The organism is Alphaproteobacteria bacterium LSUCC0684 (assembly GCA_041228335.1).
Lineage (GTDB): Bacteria > Pseudomonadota > Alphaproteobacteria > Puniceispirillales > UBA1172.
This window is the reverse complement of sequence record CP166130.1, coordinates 703,876-720,546: the sequence shown is the minus strand read 5'-3', so window position 1 is coordinate 720,546 and position 16,671 is coordinate 703,876. Positions and strand designations below refer to the sequence as shown.

At 49.3% G+C, this 16,671-nt stretch carries 16 protein-coding genes and 1 tRNA gene; 10 read left to right on the top strand and 7 right to left on the bottom strand.

Annotated features, from left to right (window positions below; translation table 11 throughout):
• Positions 1 to 128 precede the first annotated feature (128 nt).
• The 9 genes from AB8880_03435 (at position 129) to AB8880_03395 (ending at position 8,673) form a co-directional block, all read left to right on the top strand.
• A complete protein-coding gene (locus tag AB8880_03435; GenBank protein XDZ66459.1) occupies positions 129 to 1,556 on the top strand; it encodes a hypothetical protein in 1,428 nt (475 codons plus the stop codon).
• A gap of 782 nt (positions 1,557 to 2,338) precedes the next feature.
• Positions 2,339 to 3,046, top strand: a complete 708-nt coding sequence (locus AB8880_03430; GenBank protein XDZ66458.1) for a hypothetical protein — start codon at positions 2,339 to 2,341, stop codon at positions 3,044 to 3,046.
• Positions 3,047 to 3,048: 2 nt separating this feature from the next.
• Positions 3,049 to 3,657 (top strand): DUF3800 domain-containing protein, encoded by a 609-nt coding sequence (locus tag AB8880_03425; protein XDZ66457.1) that lies wholly within the window; start codon positions 3,049 to 3,051, stop codon positions 3,655 to 3,657.
• 357 nt (positions 3,658 to 4,014) lie between these two features.
• Positions 4,015 to 4,665, top strand: a complete 651-nt coding sequence (locus AB8880_03420; protein XDZ66456.1) for an IS1595 family transposase — start codon at positions 4,015 to 4,017, stop codon at positions 4,663 to 4,665.
• Between the two features lie 115 nt (positions 4,666 to 4,780).
• A complete protein-coding gene (locus AB8880_03415; GenBank protein ID XDZ66455.1) occupies positions 4,781 to 6,241 on the top strand; it encodes an alginate lyase family protein in 1,461 nt (486 codons plus the stop codon).
• A 401-nt stretch (positions 6,242 to 6,642) separates the two neighbouring features.
• A complete protein-coding gene (locus tag AB8880_03410) occupies positions 6,643 to 6,933 on the top strand; it encodes a DUF1330 domain-containing protein (protein XDZ66454.1) in 291 nt (96 codons plus the stop codon).
• A 72-nt stretch (positions 6,934 to 7,005) separates the two neighbouring features.
• Positions 7,006 to 7,656: an IS1595 family transposase gene (locus AB8880_03405; GenBank protein ID XDZ66453.1), complete on the top strand. Its 651-nt coding sequence runs from the start codon at positions 7,006 to 7,008 to the stop codon at positions 7,654 to 7,656.
• Positions 7,657 to 7,706: 50 nt separating this feature from the next.
• Positions 7,707 to 8,036: a nuclear transport factor 2 family protein gene (locus AB8880_03400; protein XDZ66452.1), complete on the top strand. Its 330-nt coding sequence runs from the start codon at positions 7,707 to 7,709 to the stop codon at positions 8,034 to 8,036.
• 49 nt (positions 8,037 to 8,085) lie between these two features.
• Positions 8,086 to 8,673, top strand: a complete 588-nt coding sequence (locus AB8880_03395; protein ID XDZ66451.1) for a hypothetical protein — start codon at positions 8,086 to 8,088, stop codon at positions 8,671 to 8,673.
• A 664-nt stretch (positions 8,674 to 9,337) separates the two neighbouring features.
• Here the strand turns inward: AB8880_03395 and AB8880_03390 are convergent.
• Positions 9,338 to 9,772 carry a GFA family protein gene (locus AB8880_03390; protein ID XDZ66450.1) on the bottom strand — a complete coding sequence of 145 codons (435 nt, stop codon included), beginning with the start codon at positions 9,770 to 9,772 and terminating at the stop codon, positions 9,338 to 9,340.
• Between the two features lie 75 nt (positions 9,773 to 9,847).
• Positions 9,848 to 9,934, bottom strand: a tRNA-Leu gene (locus AB8880_03385).
• 397 nt (positions 9,935 to 10,331) lie between these two features.
• Between AB8880_03385 and lipB the strand changes: the two genes are divergently transcribed.
• Positions 10,332 to 11,018 carry a lipoyl(octanoyl) transferase LipB gene (gene lipB / locus AB8880_03380; protein XDZ66449.1) on the top strand — a complete coding sequence of 229 codons (687 nt, stop codon included), beginning with the start codon at positions 10,332 to 10,334 and terminating at the stop codon, positions 11,016 to 11,018.
• Positions 11,019 to 11,074: 56 nt separating this feature from the next.
• Here the strand turns inward: lipB and AB8880_03375 are convergent, their stop codons facing one another.
• From AB8880_03375 to AB8880_03355, 5 genes are read right to left on the bottom strand one after another with little or no spacing between them, the layout of a single operon-like run.
• A complete protein-coding gene (locus AB8880_03375; GenBank protein ID XDZ66448.1) occupies positions 11,075 to 11,449 on the bottom strand; it encodes a hypothetical protein in 375 nt (124 codons plus the stop codon).
• Between the two features lie 5 nt (positions 11,450 to 11,454).
• Complete coding sequence (locus AB8880_03370; GenBank protein XDZ67010.1) at positions 11,455 to 13,428, bottom strand: acetyl-CoA carboxylase biotin carboxylase subunit; 1,974 nt, start codon at positions 13,426 to 13,428, stop codon at positions 11,455 to 11,457.
• A 12-nt stretch (positions 13,429 to 13,440) separates the two neighbouring features.
• Complete coding sequence (locus tag AB8880_03365) at positions 13,441 to 14,973, bottom strand: acyl-CoA carboxylase subunit beta (protein XDZ66447.1); 1,533 nt, start codon at positions 14,971 to 14,973, stop codon at positions 13,441 to 13,443.
• 18 nt (positions 14,974 to 14,991) lie between these two features.
• Positions 14,992 to 15,696: an ATP12 family chaperone protein gene (locus tag AB8880_03360; protein ID XDZ66446.1), complete on the bottom strand. Its 705-nt coding sequence runs from the start codon at positions 15,694 to 15,696 to the stop codon at positions 14,992 to 14,994.
• Positions 15,697 to 16,671: an RluA family pseudouridine synthase gene (locus AB8880_03355; protein XDZ66445.1), complete on the bottom strand. Its 975-nt coding sequence runs from the start codon at positions 16,669 to 16,671 to the stop codon at positions 15,697 to 15,699.

Here is a 16,671-nt window from a genome sequence, read left to right as displayed (position 1 = left end):
ATGTTAAGGTCAAAACAACCCTTCGTGTTTTGCCTGCCGACCCCCGGAAGTTTACATCATTTAAAACTTGAAAAGTTCTTTTCCTGATTTAGGTCAAGAGCATGTAATTACGCTTAAAGTCGGGTGATATGATGAAAATTTACCATCTTTTTTGTTATTCCATTATATTTGCGTTTTTGACGATTGCAGACCTTGCCATCGCATCTGATGAAAAGACCATTTACTTCCATTGTCAGGGCAACGGGTGGAACTATCAGGTTTCTTTCAACCAACAGCCCGAACAGCAAAGCATATTACAGAAAATTCAGTATCTCGATAGTTACACTTCCGAAAATACCGAAACAGTTCTGACCGAATACAGCATCAGCGATGATGCGATCACATATATGAAACAGGGAAATCAATTTATCATCAACAGGCGTGATGGTTCTGTCACCCGAAATCAAGAATCTGTTCCCGTCAACTGCATCGAGATTGATTACGATATGATTGCCGCCGCAGCGGCAGCAATTGAAAACGCCAAAACCACCACAACAGAATTCTGGTCTCCCACCACAGGTTATGGTGATACCGGTTATGTTCAACTTGGCATGCTTGCGACCGCAGATGAAATTTGCCAAGTCTTCGAGCATCCTTTTTTCACCTATACAAGCGATGATTATCGCGCACTTGACACGATGAACTCAGATTTCGACTGGGAGGGAATTGAGGCGGCCAGTCTGTGGATAAGGAGGATGTTTGAAAAGAAAGGGGTTCAACTGCAACGGTTTGGTCTCATGGAAAATATCCATAATGCAGCCAACGCCAACCTTTCGTCATGCCTTTCCAAAAAAGAGCAAACCAGCCCCGGCTTTTACGACAAATTAACCCGGCATTTTCTCGGCAATCTTCGCTATAGTGGTATCCAGTGTCATGAGCAGGAATACCGAATTGAACAAGACGTTGATGACAATGGCAACCTGATTGAACGCAAGATACCCATTGGCTCCCAGAGTTGCATTGATTTCAATTACAACAGCGGCAGGCTGAATGATTGGAACACGTCAACGTTCACCCTGATGCTGATATGGAAAGAAGCGCATCCTGTTCTGGAAAAAGTCTTCGATAAGGGTGAAACCATCATGGTTGCCCGACTTGAGGAGATGGAGCGTGTTCGTCTTGCCGAAGAAGCGGCGGAACAAGAGCGGCAACAAAAGGCAGAGGCCGAACGGGCCGAATGGGAGCAATACTGGTCGAACTATCAATCCCGGCAAAAGACCCTCATGGAACAGGTCTATAACTTTGCCACGACAGGATACCCTGAAGGGCTCCAATATTCACACTGGGTTGAGATTGAGGAATGTGTGCTTTCAGATGGCAACCAGATGATTGATAACCGTGAACTGAACATGACCGCCTTTCGCATGTATCAGGAATTCATCGGCTCATCATGGTACATGGTTTCAACCGACATGAACATTCGCCTCATGACTTCCGCACCTATTCCGATGGACAGATTGCAAAATGCTTGGGGGCTGGCATTTCAGCAATGCCCGGGCAGACAATCCAATTTCTAAGAAGAAACTAGGTTTTGATTTTCTTCATCCATTGGTAAAGGTTCTAGATTTACGCGCATAAATTTTCACAGTTTGCTTTGCTTTTCTGGGTGGGCATGGGCCGCAGAGGATATGCACATATACACCCTATACAGCACTTAGTTGCGTTAAGAACAGCAACATAGCGTAATTGGAATCTGGGCCTTACTTTTGACATCATCTATGTCCAAAGTGAGAATGTGATGCTGTAAGTTGCTAAATGTTGGTGAAACTTTTTCAACTGCTTCATCCTGGCTTCGATCTTGGCCAGCGCAATTAGGGTTTCATCTTCTGATTGGTCCATCGAAGATGATGGCGCATCAGCCAAGGATGATCTGACTGCTCAGAATCTTTGTTTTCCGTTCCTATGTTACAGGAAAGAAGCGTTCCGGGCTCTGCCGCCCCCATGAAAAATCAACTGCCGCTTGCCATCATCGTGCCTCATGTTGAAGAGAGCGTAATCCTATCAATATTCAATCACCGTAATCAGGGTATCGAAACCATAGGATAATGAACCCATGTACCGGAAGGGGTATAAAGGGATTAACGGGGATATTTGCAACTCAAGGAATAGGAAAAACAACTTTTGCCCTGATTTCAGATGTAGCCACCTCTGATGGATAAATTTGATCTGTAAATATGCCGGAAGGGGCTAAAGCCCCTTTTTTGACATTCCTCACAAAAGACACTAAAGAATTAAGCTAGGATTAAGTTCGTGTTTTTCTTTTTGGGTTGCCTCAAAACAGAAAAAACAGGGGCCAAAAATGGCGCGAGACTTCAACGCCAATCCAATTCTCAATTCACCTTATGCGATTCCTAAATTCCATTGGCAGCTTGATGATAAAGGTGAGCCAAATGGTAGGCTCATAGAAGGACGGAGAGCTAGTCAGCATCTGTTGTGGAAAGTCAATGCACGAAAAGCAGCAGAACGCATCAAGAGAGCCTGCATTCCTGAAGATGCCGGAGAGGAAGTCATCATTCCTGTGATTGATAAATTCACGCAGGAGGGTTCAACATTCATCGTGAATTTCCAGACAAGGAAGACATTGCGCGTTGAAACAAGCGCCGCAAAATGCCATGTCAATCTTGCGGTTTGTGACAGCGAATGGGAGATGAGTTTCTGCCGGTTCCTTGAAGATGAGCCAGCTGTTGAAGCTTATATCCGCAATGAAGGACTCGGGGTTGAAATTCCCTACGAATATCAAAAACAGCATCACAAGTATTTGCCTGATTACATTGCTCTTATCAATGATGGGCACGGCCGTGGCGATTTGTTGAACCTGATTGTTGAAATCAAGGGGCAACGGGATGACCAGGACAGGGTGAAGGCAGATACGGCCATCCGCCAATGGGTGCCTGCCGTAAACAATGATGGCCGCTGGGGCCGTTGGGACTTTGTTGAAATCACCAATATGCATGAAGCGCGTGAAATCCTCTCGGACATTGCTACCGGTCGACGGGCGAGGGCATAGAAATGCTGGTCTTCATCGATGAGAGCGGGGATCCGGGTGTTGGAACAGGCAGCAAATACCTAGTGATAGCAATGGTGATTTTCCATTCAACGGCGGATGCAAAAGAGGTGGATATGGCCATAGAAACGCTACGCCAAACAGGCCATCACAAACGTGAGTTTAAATTTTCACAGGTAAGTTATAAAACACGCGATGCATTTTTTGATGCCATCATGCCACGGTCTTTTGAGGTTAAAGCTGTTATCCGGAATATGGACAAACTCAGCCATATTCCAAAGAATGTTCAGCTTTCACCCATGGTGGAATATCAAATTGCCCTGAACAATTTGTTTCATCTTTGGAAATTGACCGATGCCAGAATTCGTCTGGATGGTAAAATTAATAAGAAGCTTGAGCATTATTTAAAGCATCATAAAAACCATCTGAATGCAATAAATCCAGACACAGTCAAACAAATAGGAATGCGCGATTCCAAGAAGGATAATCTTATTCAACTGGCGGATATGGTGGCAGGGGCCATTGCTCGCTCATTGTATCAGGACAACAAGAATTCCAATCGCTGGAGGAACAAATTAAAACTGAAGAAAAGCGATTTGCATTATGACTGGTAAAAAAAACCGTCCCCCCTGCGCTAGCGCTAGGTACTCCAGAGGGAGCCCATGAGGAGGAACGGCAATGCAACGTAAATATAATCTCAAATTGAGATAAACGCAACAATTTTTGATTTCTGTTCATTTTTTGCTTTGCCTGTTGCGTTTGCACCATTGAGGAGTGTGAACAGAAATGGCAAGACGACGCATTGCGGTCAAGGCCATCAACCACTATGGCGACGAAGTCCTGCGTATTTTCGATGTGTGAGGGCAGAAATGGAAATATCAGGAGAAGTAAGAAAATATAATTAATTTCAATTAGTTATATAAACTTTAAGGGGCTGTACCAGATAACTAGTACAAGTTATAGGTATAGTGATGAGAAAGAGCAGATTAAGCCGATTGAAGCAGACTAAATTGATGGAGCATTATGTTGCGGGAACGACGGCGAGATGTGCCGCTGATTTGGTGGGTGTAAACTTCAAAACAGCAGCATATTACTTTCATCGTCTGCGGGAAATCATCGCCCTTGAGACGCAAAATAACGATGTGCTTTCAGGTGAATTTGAGGTGGATGAGAGTTACTTTGGAGGCACACGTAAAGGCAAACGCGGGCGAGGTTCTGCGGGCAAAGTTCCTGTGTTTGGTATCCTCAAACGTGGCGGTAAGGTTTACACACAGATCATTCCAGATGCGTCAGGTCAAACGCTTATACCTATCATAGAAGATCGTATTATGCCTGATAGCATCGTATATTCAGATTGCTGGCGTGGATACAATGTCCTTGATGTATCTGAATTTAAGCATTACCGCATTAATCATTCAGTATTGTTTGCAGATAAGAAAAACCACATTAACGGCATTGAGAACTTCTGGAACCAGGCGAAACGGCATATGCGTAAATTTAACGGTATTCCTGCCAAGCATTTTCCGATATTTTTAAAGGAGTGCGAGTGGCGATTCAACAACCCATCACCACAGACGCAATTAAAACAAGTCAAACAATGGGTTAACAAACATATGGGCTAGTTATCTGGTACAGCCCCAACTTTAATTAATTGATTTAAGAAATCCTTTAAGCCATTGAAGTGAATCCTAAATTCGTTAGGATATTACATCATTGACATTATTTTTTAGGTGATACATGCTCAGGTTTATCACTTTGAGTATTCTATTTATATTCATTTATGAAGCAATTGTATTAGCCTCTTCCTATGAAATCAGGGATTATGGAGATGCAAATTGCAGTATTAAGGAATTTAATCCATCTCAGCTTGAAATCGACCTCACGGCCAATATAACCGGGCAGATATTCGGACAATACAGCCTTGATGCAACAGCATTTGAAGAAAACATGTGGCAAGCAAGAGAAGCGCTCAGTCTAGCCGCAGGAAGTTGCCTCAAGGAAAATGAACATTCTAATGCGTCTTGCCATGGCATTATAAAGGCTGCCAAGAACTGGCAGCAAAAAACCTATCTTGTAGCCAAATCACCTTATGATAGCGAGAATTGGTGGGAAGAATCGTTTCAGTCAAACGAGTTTTTTGTTTCCTTTCTGGAAGCCCTTCTCATTGCAGATGAGAGACTTGATGCTCAACTCAACAAAGACCATGAATTGGCAGAATGGCTTCATAATGCTCTTCACAAGAATCGAAAATATGAAACCTCAAAAAACAATCATCGAACCGTATGGGTTGTCGCGGCCGTCAAGACGGCCCTTCTTACAGATAGAAAAGTTAAGGCTGGGTTTAACAAAAAATCCGCAGCAGAACTGATAAATTGGGAACTCAATTATCAATTTGGGAAAATGGATAAAGATGGCGCATTGCCGGATGAAGCAATTCGAGGCAGAAGAGCAGTTTTTTACACAGGGCGGGAACTTGGATATCTGCTTTCCCTTATCGAGATGGGTGAAAATATCGGCCTTAAAAGTTACGAAACATATGCAGACAAACTGCACAAAGCTGTATCTTACATGATTGATGCAATAGACGATGCCAACGTGATTTTTCCATATGCAAAGAAAATGAAATCATCCCCTAAAGGTGACCCGCTTAATCAGGATTATGGCAAAAATGATGGCGAGAGATGGGGGACATTTTCCTTTTTGAAAGTGTATGTATCCAGATTTCCTGAACATGAAAATTCAATACGCATAAAAAATCATCAACAATTGAGCGTGTTTCTAACAAAAGATTCCAAGCAAACAAAAGGGTTTGGAATTGATATAGGGTGTCTCAACCCGAACTCCGTTGATAAATTGTATCAAATAGAAACCACCGAACCGCAAATTCAGCAGATTAATTCCAACCAGATTGGTTTTGAGAAGCCAAAATTCGACAGAACAGTTTCTGGCCTAAAGCAACGCTTTGCTTGTTTTTTTGATTTTGCAAAAACAAACGGGTTGACCAACTTACCATCAGATGAAGATGTCTCGCTGTTCATCACCAATCTTGAAGGAAATAAATATTATCGCAACACCGGCCATCTCAAAAAACTGGGGCTTCCAGATGACGTTGTCGACACCAATAAAAAAGCATTGCTACGGTTGGTAAATTTTGAAGGAACAAACGAAGAATATTGCAACAAGCCCATGCTGGAATAGCATTATCCATTCTCCCACATGAGTGTGGAAGGCAACGGACAAGTGGTTACCATTGCTAACACCTGATCTGTGTAACAGCATATGTATATACACGCGCATACTCCTCTCTGGCCCATGCCAGGCGGCATTGAAGGTGACTTACATTTAAGTAAGCACTTCCTGTAAAACAAACTGTGAGAGATTTGTGCGTGTTGACAGGCTAAATGCATCACATAAACTGGCAGTATTACTGTAGTTCAATTGGTAAGTGGCGCACCGCAGTAGCGCAGACCTGCTCTCCACCAGCACCATTTCCTGTGTATCACCCGATATAACCAATTGAATTGCTTCACTTTGCGTGCCTGCATGGCGATTGGTGTGAAACAAAATTTCTCGAACATTTATAATTACAGGAGTGAACTATGCCAAAAGGTTACCTCGTGGCTAACATAAGAGTGAATGACAAAGACAAATTCCAAAACTTTTCAGGTATGGCAGGTCCTGTAATACAAAAGTTTGGCGGAAGGGTTCTAGCAAGGGGTCCAGGTGCCGACAGACACGAAGGCAGTCTATCAGGCGTGGTGATGATGATAGAATTTGAAAGCAAGGAAGTCGCAGAAAAATTTTATTTCAGTGATGAGTATCAAGCAGCAAAAGCCGTCCGGGATGAATGTGCTGATACAGACCTTATGATTATTGAAGGGGCTGAATAAGCCGGATTTATCATAATCATTAATAATTTTTGGGGCTGTACCAGATAACTAGTACAAGTTATAGGTATAGTGATGAGAAAGAGCAGATTAAGCCGATTGAAGCAGACTAAATTGATGGAGCATTATGTTGCGGGAACGACGGCGAGATGTGCCGCTGATTTGGTGGGTGTAAACTTCAAAACAGCAGCATATTACTTTCATCGTCTGCGGGAAATCATCGCCCTTGAGACGCAAAATAACGATGTGCTTTCAGGTGAATTTGAGGTGGATGAGAGTTACTTTGGAGGCACACGTAAAGGCAAACGCGGGCGAGGTTCTGCGGGCAAAGTTCCTGTGTTTGGTATCCTCAAACGTGGCGGTAAGGTTTACACACAGATCATTCCAGATGCGTCAGGTCAAACGCTTATACCTATCATAGAAGATCGTATTATGCCTGATAGCATCGTATATTCAGATTGCTGGCGTGGATACAATGTCCTTGATGTATCTGAATTTAAGCATTACCGCATTAATCATTCAGTATTGTTTGCAGATAAGAAAAACCACATTAACGGCATTGAGAACTTCTGGAACCAGGCGAAACGGCATATGCGTAAATTTAACGGTATTCCTGCCAAGCATTTTCCGATATTTTTAAAGGAGTGCGAGTGGCGATTCAACAACCCATCACCACAGACGCAATTAAAACAAGTCAAACAATGGGTTAACAAACATATGGGCTAGTTATCTGGTACAGCCCCTAATTTTTTTTAGGAAAAGTTTGGAGATTAAGGATGTTGTATCAAAGGTTCGTTGATGCTTGGGAAAATAAGGATGCGCAAGCAGAGTTGGATTTATACCATGAAGATTGGGAAATGAAATTTCATTCCACAGGTAAAATCCTAAAAAAACATGACATGTCTTTGGCTGATAGAGAAAAAATGATGGAAAATATCCGTCAGTATAACAGAAGATGTATTTATGAAAATGAAGACATCTTGGTCATGCATTCAATGACTGATTTTCCAAACGGCACCACTGATGCGGTGATGATGGTCATTACCAAGAAAGACGGACTCTTTTGGAGAACGGAAACAGGTTCAACACCAATCTCTAAAGACTAACGTGCCTTGAAAATAACCGGCATTAGTTCCAACAGGTATTTCTTCAAAGATGATGGACCTCCTTAACCCCAAAATTTTCCTGGCTATTCTTCTTCTTTTTCTGAGTTATCCAAGCTGGGCAGGTAATCACGCATCTTCTTTTGACATTGTGGAACCACCAATTTGCACAAACAGCAAAGGTGAGACTGTAATCTTCACAAACATCAATAATTCCAACGCACCCAGCGCGGCAGGCATGGCTAACAGGGACAAGGATGGGTTACCTGTCGTTTACAGGTTCAGTTATCAAAAATCCCCAGAGGCACTTCAGCGTTTCGTGGATTTGCATGAATGTGCTCATCACCAGACAGGCGACATTGATTTGCCACATCCACCGCGGAACAGTCCTGCACATATGATGAACGAGAGCATATCTGATTGCATAGCAACTCTTCGCATAAGAGACGAATATGAAGACGGGGAAAGCCTACTGAAATCTGCGATTGCTGAATTAAAGACAGCGATGAGTGAAATGGGTTTCCCAGCATCTACTGTGGGAAGCAGAATTTCAAACATCTCCAACTGCTTTGAAAAAGACCTAACATCAACGGAATTTATTGACGGCGTCCTTGAACATCGTGGATTGATAGTTCCTTAACCTGTTTTCTGGCCAAAATGTCCTACCGTTTGTCCTACCCTTTACAACTGCAGCAGGAAAACTCTAGGATATCTCTCGGGTTTTTGAGAAAAAAATGGTGCGGCTGAGGCAATATCTTAGTGGGTGCCGTTTGACCTTTTTAATATCAGTAGATCTATGGAAGGGTGGCCAAGAGGCTTGTGACACCTTTTGTGATCGCTATTAGCCTTATGGATAGTTGACGGCCTGCGGTACTATACCCATTTGTATTAATAACGCAGCACTGACCTTTTCCTGTTCGGCTCCGTTAATGTTTCTCGCCAAGATGTGCTGCTAACTTTCTTTTCAATGGAACAGGAGAAGCCACATGGCAGAAGAAACGAATGTGTTACAATACAGCCAAGAAAAGGTTGCATATGACCTACACACCTATATCTACCGACTCGTTTACCATAGCAACAACGAAAGGCTCTCCAAAGAACAACATTTAGAACTCTATAAGGAATGTTTGAGGGCTGTGCAGAACCCACACAAATAACTTTTTTAAAAAACTTACCGGTAATGGAATAGGGCTAGTCAGTATCAGGTCTGGCAGGCCATGGGATAGCATGGCCAAAACTCTACTCAAAATAATTTACATCAAGTTGCTTGATGAAAAGGTTTTTTGGCAATTAAACTGTGTTTTTCACACCTTCTTGGGTTTGTATCGCGGCGACGTTTCCAGGGAAACGGCAGTGTTGACATGAACAAAATCAGCTTTGCTTCTGCAAAATATTTCTCTATCTATCTTGCACCAAGAAAGATCATTATCAAAGCATCCACCGGCCACGCCAATAAGCCCAGCATTCAACGCCCCTGTCAGAAATAGTGATGTCCCGCATTCTTTGCAGAAATGGGATTGCATGGCATTTCCAGACTCTGCTCTATATTGAAACAGGCTCAAAAGATGTTGGGGGAAAGAAAGCTGGCCTCTTTTGAAATAAATCATAAGGCCAAATACAGACCCTGTGCGAAGCTGACATGATTTACAGTGGCAAATAATTGATTTTTCGTGCGGAAGCCTCGCTTCGAACACAACTTTACCGCAAGCGCATCGCCCTGTTTTATACTGGTTTGCCATGAAAAGCCTCCATCAGTTTCAAACCCTGCTGGCGGAAACTAACAGATGCCAAAAACAATCATAAATCAGGAAAAATGGTGCGGCTGAGAAGACTCGAACTTCCACGGGTTTTATCCCACAGCGACCTCAACGCTGCGCGTCTACCAATTCCGCCACAGCCGCACGGGATGGCAGGCAATGCCATCGTGATCGACAAGTGATAACGAATACCGATGCGTAAAGCAAGCCTGATATGCAGGTCTTTCACGGGAATTTTGCCCCCGAACCATAATGGACCCGACCTCAACCACGGCGGCTCCATCTTCAACCATGATCACCTTTCCCTTTCCCTTTCCCTCTCCCTCTCCCTCTCCCTCTCCCTCTCCCTCTCCTTCTTCCGCTATCATACAGCCAACTGATCACGGGACATCCCTTCCCCGTGCCGGCGCACCGCCCCAATATCCATTGCCGAAACAGAATGGGGAGAAAATCTCCCCCCGCCTCTCATCTCCTGCTAGAGTGGCAAGGTCAGGATCAACCCTGGGGGTACAGGCGATACCTCACGGATGAAAAGAGCCATATGGACGCGATGCATATCAGGAAAGAAAACACCGATAACAGCCTCAATACCCCGCTTTCCCTGCCGCTGGAATGGCGCATCTCGCCCGTGCCCGTGGCTTATGATGAGGCGGTTTCCCTGATGCAGGAACGGGCGGCGGCAATCCGCGAAGGCACGGCGGGCGAGCTCATCTGGCTGCTTGAACATGAGCCGGTCTATACCGCCGGCACTTCGGCCAAGAGGGAGGATCTGCTTGACCCCGGCGATGCGCTGATCCGTGAGACCGGCCGTGGCGGCGAATGGACCTATCACGGACCTGGCCAGCGCGTTGTCTATATTCTTCTCGATGTTTCCGCCCGCGGCCATGATCTGCGGAGATTTGTTCATCAGATCGAGGCCTGGTCCATAGCCGCCCTGGCGAGGCTTGATATCACGGCGACACGGCGGCAGGGTTTTCCCGGTGTCTGGGTTGAGCGGCAGGACGGCATGGCAAAAGACAAGATTACGGCCATCGGCATCCGGCTTTCCAAATGGGTGAGCTGGCATGGCATGGCGATCAATCGCGATCCTGACCTCAAGGCCTTTGCGGGCATTGTGCCTTGCGGGATACATGATGGCGGGGTGACATCGATCAAGGCGCTGGGCAGAGATGCTGATCCGGAGAGGCTCGATACCGCGCTCAGAGAGACGTTCAATTCCGTCTTCTGACTCATTTCGGCAACCTGCCCCACCCGATATCAAGCAATGGAAGAAGATTTGACCTTTCAGGGCATCAGCAGATCAAGCGCCTCGGCCAACACTTTCATGGCCCGGATGGCATCAAGCTTGAGCGCGGCCTCCTCATCCCCCATCAGGCCGCCGCGGCCGCCTTCAAAATGGACAATGCCATTGCGTCGCTCCCTTAGCCAGAAAGCGTCACGGCTGTCACGGGCAGCGGCAAGATCAATTCCATCCGCGCCAGCCGGATATCCCGACGGCTCCCTCAAGGCCACATCCAGCACCGCCACCGCAAGGATGATCACCGTTGCATCTAGCCCGGCGCGCTGGGCGGCAAGCATCTCTCCCATCAGTCGCCCGGCATGGGGGCCGAGATCAGGAATATACCCTTCAAGCCGGGTGATGGTGCTCCTCTGGTCCATCCCCGCTACTCATCACCGGAAGCAAACCGCAGGATAGGCTGATCAACAGCCAGGCTTTCGCCCTCGCTGGCCATGACTTCGGCAACCACGCCGCCCCGGTCGGCTTTCAGCAGATTTTCCATCTTCATGGCTTCGATCACCGCCACATCATCACCAGCGGCAACCGTATCGCCTTCCTTGATCAGAAGTCGGCTGAGCAAGCCAGGCATGGGCGCAACAATCGTCGCCGCGCCGGAGGCATTTTCCTTGACCGGCATCAGCGCCTGGGCGTCTTTTGCCCGGGCCGGAAGTACCAGCACCCTGAGACGGCAGGCACCGGCCATGAGATGCACCTCTTCTGCCAGCCGCCGGTATTGCAGGGTTTTCGGCTTGCCGTTGATCTCCCCCTTGAAAAGCCGCCGCGCCATGTCAGGCAGATGACTGAAGCTGAAATTCTTGCCCGCCACGGTCACGACAAGCGGATGATCAGGATTCACCGAGGCCGAGGTCTCCCCCCCCTCGTCAAGAAGATGAAATTCTGTTTCACCCGCGCCGTTTCCACAATCTGCCATGCGCCGCATCCGATCCGCGATGATCAGCACCGCCAATGCGCGCAGGCAGCCAAGATCATCTTCACCCGGGACACCCGGAGTGTATCCTTCGGGATATTCCTCGGCGATGAAGGCCGTGGTCATGTCACCTTTACGGAATCTTGGATGGTCCGTCACATGGCGCAGGAACTGCCGGTTATGCCCCGGCCCGTCAATAACATAGCCATCAAGCGCCAGCGCCAGCCGGTCCAATGCCTGATCCCTTGTCTTTCCCCAGGCAACCAGTTTGGCAATCATCGGGTCATAGAACATGGAGATATCGCCGCCCTCGGCAATGCCGCTGTCGACGCGCACGCCTTCGCCTTCGGGCTCGACATAGCGCTGCAAGCGGCCTATGGCAGGAAGAAAATTCCGCGACGGGTCTTCCGCATAGACACGCGCCTCCACCGACCAGCCATCAGGCTTCACCTCCTTCTGGGCAAGGGCAAGTTTCTCCCCGGCCGCAATGCGGATCATCCATTCCACGAGATCAAGCCCATAGACCATCTCGGTCACCGGATGTTCCACCTGGAGACGCGTGTTCATCTCAAGAAAATAGAAATCCTGATCCGCGCCGACAATGAACTCCACCGTGCCGGCCGAACGATAGCCGACAGCCCTGGCAAGCTCGACAGCCTGGCTGCCCATGGCTTCGCGTGTTTTTGCGCTGATGAACGGGGACGGCGCCTCCTCAAAAACCTTCTGATGTCGGCGCTGAAGCGAGCATTCCCGCTCCCCGAGATGGATCACATGGCCATGGGTATCCGCGAGCACCTGTATTTCGATATGGCGCGGGCTTGTGACGAATTTTTCAATGAAAACCCGTGAATCCCCGAAGGAAGATGCCGCCTCGTTCTGTGCCTGGGGCATGCTGACGCGAAGCTCCGCCTCATCATGGGCGATCCGCATGCCTTTGCCGCCGCCGCCAGCCGAAGCCTTGATCATCACGGGATACCCGATCTCTTTGGCGCATACCGCAGCCTCATCCAGATCTTCAACAGCATCAGGCGTGCCAGGCACCGTTGAGACGCCGGCCTTCTCGGCGATGGTTTTGGAGGTGATCTTGTCGCCCATTGCGGCAATCGCCTTCGGATCAGGGCCGATAAAGACGATGCCCGCCGCTTCCACGGCCTCAACAAAACCGGCATTTTCGGAAAGAAAGCCAAATCCGGGATGGATGGCTTCGGCCCCGGTTTTTTTTGCCGCCTCAATGATCACATCACCTTTAAGATAGCTCTCTGCCGAAGGCGCCGGGCCAATCCGGACAGCCTCATCCGCCATCGCCACATGTTCGCCATTGGCATCAGCATCCGAATAGACAGCGACGGTCTTGATACCCATCCGCTTTGCTGTTTTCATGATGCGGCAGGCGATTTCACCACGGTTTGCCACCAGAATCTTGCTGAACATCATCGGATCTCCCTAAAGTGGCAGGTTGTCGTGTTTGCGCCATGGATTTTCGAGCTCTTTATCCTCGAGCATGGCGAAGGCACGGGCAATTCTGCGGCGCGTGTTGCGCGGCATGATCACGTCATCGATAAAGCCGCGGCCAGCAGCGATGAAGGGATTGGCGAATTTCTCGCGATATTCCGCTGTTCTGGCCTTGAGCTGTTCGGGATCTTTGGCATCTTCACGGAAAATGATACGGGCCGCGCCTTCCGGCCCCATCACGGCGATCTCTGCCGTCGGCCAGGCGTAATTGACATCCCCCCTGAGATGCTTGGATGCCATGACATCATAAGCCCCGCCATAAGCCTTGCGCGTAATGACCGTGACTTTGGGCACGGTCGCCTCGGCATAGGCATAGAGAAGCTTTGCCCCATGATTGATGATGCCGCCGTTTTCCTGCGCGGTTCCGGGCATGAAGCCGGGCACGTCCACGAGCGTCAGGATCGGAATATTGAAGGCATCCGCAAAACGGACAAACCGTGCCGCCTTGCGTGAGGAATTGATATCAAGACACCCTGCCAGCACCATCGGCTGATTGGCGATGATCGCAACAGACCTGCCATCGATATGGGCAAAGCCGGTGATGATATTAGCCGCAAAATCCGGGTGAATTTCAAAAAAACTGTCTTCATCGACAATATGGCTGATGATGTCCTTCATGTCATAGGGTGCGTTGGGATTGGCTGGAATGATGCGGTCAAGCGCCGGCGCGGGCCGGTCCGCGACATCACGGGTCGCAAGCCTAGGCGCCCGGTCACGATTTGACTGCGGCAGATACGCCATGAGCGCCCGCACCCCCATGATCGCCGCCACATCATTGGGGTAGGATTTATGCGCCACACCCGACGTGCCTGTATGCGTGCCCGCCCCGCCCAGGTCTTCGTGGGAGACGGTTTCGTGCGTCACGGTTTTCACCACATCAGGTCCGGTCACGTACATATAGGAAGACCCTTCCACCATGAAGATGAAATCGGTAATTGCCGGCGAGTAGACAGCCCCGCCCGCGCATGGCCCCATGACCAGCGAGATCTGCGGCACCACGCCGGATGCAAGCGCGTTGCGCTGAAACACTTCGGCATACCCCCCGAGCGATGCCACCCCTTCCTGAATACGCGCGCCGCCACTATCGTTAAGGCCGATCACCGGAACGCCTGTCTTCATCGCCTGATCCATGATCTTGCAGATCTTCTCTGCGTGGGTTTCCGAAAGAGACCCGCCCAGCACCGTGAAATCCTGACTGAAGACAAAAACCGATCTGCCATTGATCCGGCCAAACCCCGTGACGACACCATCACCGGGAATCGTGTTCTTTTCCATGCCGAAATCATGGCAGCGATGCTCAACGAACATGTCCCATTCTTCAAAACTGCCGTCGTCGAGAAGCAGGTCAATCCGTTCACGCGAGGTAAGCTTGCCCTTGGAATGCTGGGTTTCTATCCGGCGTTCGCCTCCCCCCATCCGGGCCCGCTGGCGCCGCTCTTCAAGCTGTTCGATAATGCCGGTCATCCCGTTTCCTCCACCTCGTTAGGTGAGCAGTTTCAAATACCGCTCAGCATCTTCTATCAGGGCCTGGTGCGTTTTGATTCGCCCATCGGCTTCCGCATCATAACCCCATTTTTCCTGTTGCCACAAATCATCAAGAAATGCCGCACCGGAAACCTCCTTCGCGCTCGTCATGCCGTCGGCAACGGCCAACCCCAGGACCAGCGATCCGCTCACCGTGACAAGGCAATGCAGGCCCGAAAGCGCGAAGTCATCCTTATCCGCGACAAGAGCCCGCATCCGCTCCCTTGCAGATGGTGACTGGGCTTGCGGCATGATGCCGTGAGCCACCACAAGCTCAATTCCCCTTGTTGCGGCAAACCAGTTGAGAAAGGGCTGCCAGATTTCATCCTGGCGCGCCCTTAAAACAGCGTCGCTTGCCTCGCGGTAGCACAGAAGATCGCTTGCCCCATACCCGCTGATTTCATCGACCACCGCCTGCCGTTGCGGCGTGACACGATCAATGGCCGTGACCGCGAATTTGAACATCGGCATCGTATCAGGAGCAATCACCTCATCCTGCGCGTCCCATTCCTTTGAAATTTCTTCCGCCAGTTCCTGCCGCGGTATCAGAAATGCCGCACCCGAAGGGGTTTTGACCGGCCGGTTATCCAGCAGGACCGCATATCCTCCGGCGCCTGAACTGATATCAACCTCTTTCCAGAAACGTCTGGCTGCCGCTTTCATTTATCTCATCTCCTCAAAAAGGGACGGATCGGCAGCCGCATGGAGCGCCGAGGCCGTACCCAGCCCGAAAACCCTGAACGCCTTGGCCAGATCACCGGGGATGGGTGCGGAGACGGTCTCCCCGCTTTCAAGCACGAGATGGGCGGCGTGCAGGCAAAGACGCCTGATATCTTCGTTGGGGAAAGCCTCGCTGCCGCCATATTTCCCATCACCGAGGATCGGATGGCCAAGATAGGCCATATGCGCCCGCAGCTGATGCGTCCGCCCCGTCAAGGGCTGCATGGCGACAAGGCTTGCCGCCCGCCCCATGGTTTCCAGCACCCGGTAAATCGTCCGGGCGGATTTGCCCTTCGCCTCGTCCACCGCCATTTTTTCATGCCCTGGCCCGCCAAGCTTTGCCAGCGGTGCATCGATCAGACCTGCACGAATCTTCGGCACACCAAGCACCAGCGCAAGATAGGTTTTCTGATGCCGATGCTGCTGGAAACCCATGGCCAGTGCCCGGGATGCGGGAAGCGTTGTCGCCACCAGGAGAATACCTGATGTATCCCGGTCAAGCCGGTGCACCAGCCTCGGCCGTTCGCCGCCCGGAAAGGCGTCCTCAAGCACCCCATCCACATGGCGATGGGTGCCAGCCCCGCCTTGTGTTGCAAGACCAGAGGGCTTGTTGATGGCAATCCAGCCTTCGCCCCGGCCAATCTCAGCCTCGCGGATCTCTCTTGCGAGTGCCGGATCATTAGACTTGGCCGCCTTCGGCCTGCTTTCCTCTACCATAATCTGATCCGGCATGATGACTGTCTGTCCTTCAGCAATCCGGGTGGAAGATTTCGCTTTGGCGCCATCGACCCGGATCGCCCCGTTGCGAAGAAGCTTTTCAATCCGCCCCTGATTGATGCCCGCATGATGGCGGCGGATAAACCGATCCAGCCTTGTGCCGTCGTCATCACCTGAAATGATATAGTTGCGCGTCTTCAC

Coding starts and splice junctions, on each gene's coding strand:
- AB8880_03400 (XDZ66452.1), top strand. CDS start 7,707: ATGTTGTATCAAAGGTTCGTTGATGCTTGGGAAAATAAGGATGCGCAA.
- AB8880_03395 (XDZ66451.1), top strand. CDS start 8,086: ATGATGGACCTCCTTAACCCCAAAATTTTCCTGGCTATTCTTCTTCTT.
- AB8880_03365 (XDZ66447.1), bottom strand. CDS start 14,973: ATGACCGGCATTATCGAACAGCTTGAAGAGCGGCGCCAGCGGGCCCGG.
- AB8880_03410 (XDZ66454.1), top strand. CDS start 6,643: ATGCCAAAAGGTTACCTCGTGGCTAACATAAGAGTGAATGACAAAGAC.
- AB8880_03370 (XDZ67010.1), bottom strand. CDS start 13,428: ATGTTCAGCAAGATTCTGGTGGCAAACCGTGGTGAAATCGCCTGCCGC.
- lipB (XDZ66449.1), top strand. CDS start 10,332: ATGGACGCGATGCATATCAGGAAAGAAAACACCGATAACAGCCTCAAT.
- AB8880_03405 (XDZ66453.1), top strand. CDS start 7,006: ATGAGAAAGAGCAGATTAAGCCGATTGAAGCAGACTAAATTGATGGAG.
- AB8880_03420 (XDZ66456.1), top strand. CDS start 4,015: ATGAGAAAGAGCAGATTAAGCCGATTGAAGCAGACTAAATTGATGGAG.
- AB8880_03360 (XDZ66446.1), bottom strand. CDS start 15,696: ATGAAAGCGGCAGCCAGACGTTTCTGGAAAGAGGTTGATATCAGTTCA.
- AB8880_03390 (XDZ66450.1), bottom strand. CDS start 9,772: ATGGCAAACCAGTATAAAACAGGGCGATGCGCTTGCGGTAAAGTTGTG.
- AB8880_03415 (XDZ66455.1), top strand. CDS start 4,781: ATGCTCAGGTTTATCACTTTGAGTATTCTATTTATATTCATTTATGAA.
- AB8880_03375 (XDZ66448.1), bottom strand. CDS start 11,449: ATGGACCAGAGGAGCACCATCACCCGGCTTGAAGGGTATATTCCTGAT.
- AB8880_03425 (XDZ66457.1), top strand. CDS start 3,049: ATGCTGGTCTTCATCGATGAGAGCGGGGATCCGGGTGTTGGAACAGGC.
- AB8880_03430 (XDZ66458.1), top strand. CDS start 2,339: ATGGCGCGAGACTTCAACGCCAATCCAATTCTCAATTCACCTTATGCG.
- AB8880_03435 (XDZ66459.1), top strand. CDS start 129: ATGATGAAAATTTACCATCTTTTTTGTTATTCCATTATATTTGCGTTT.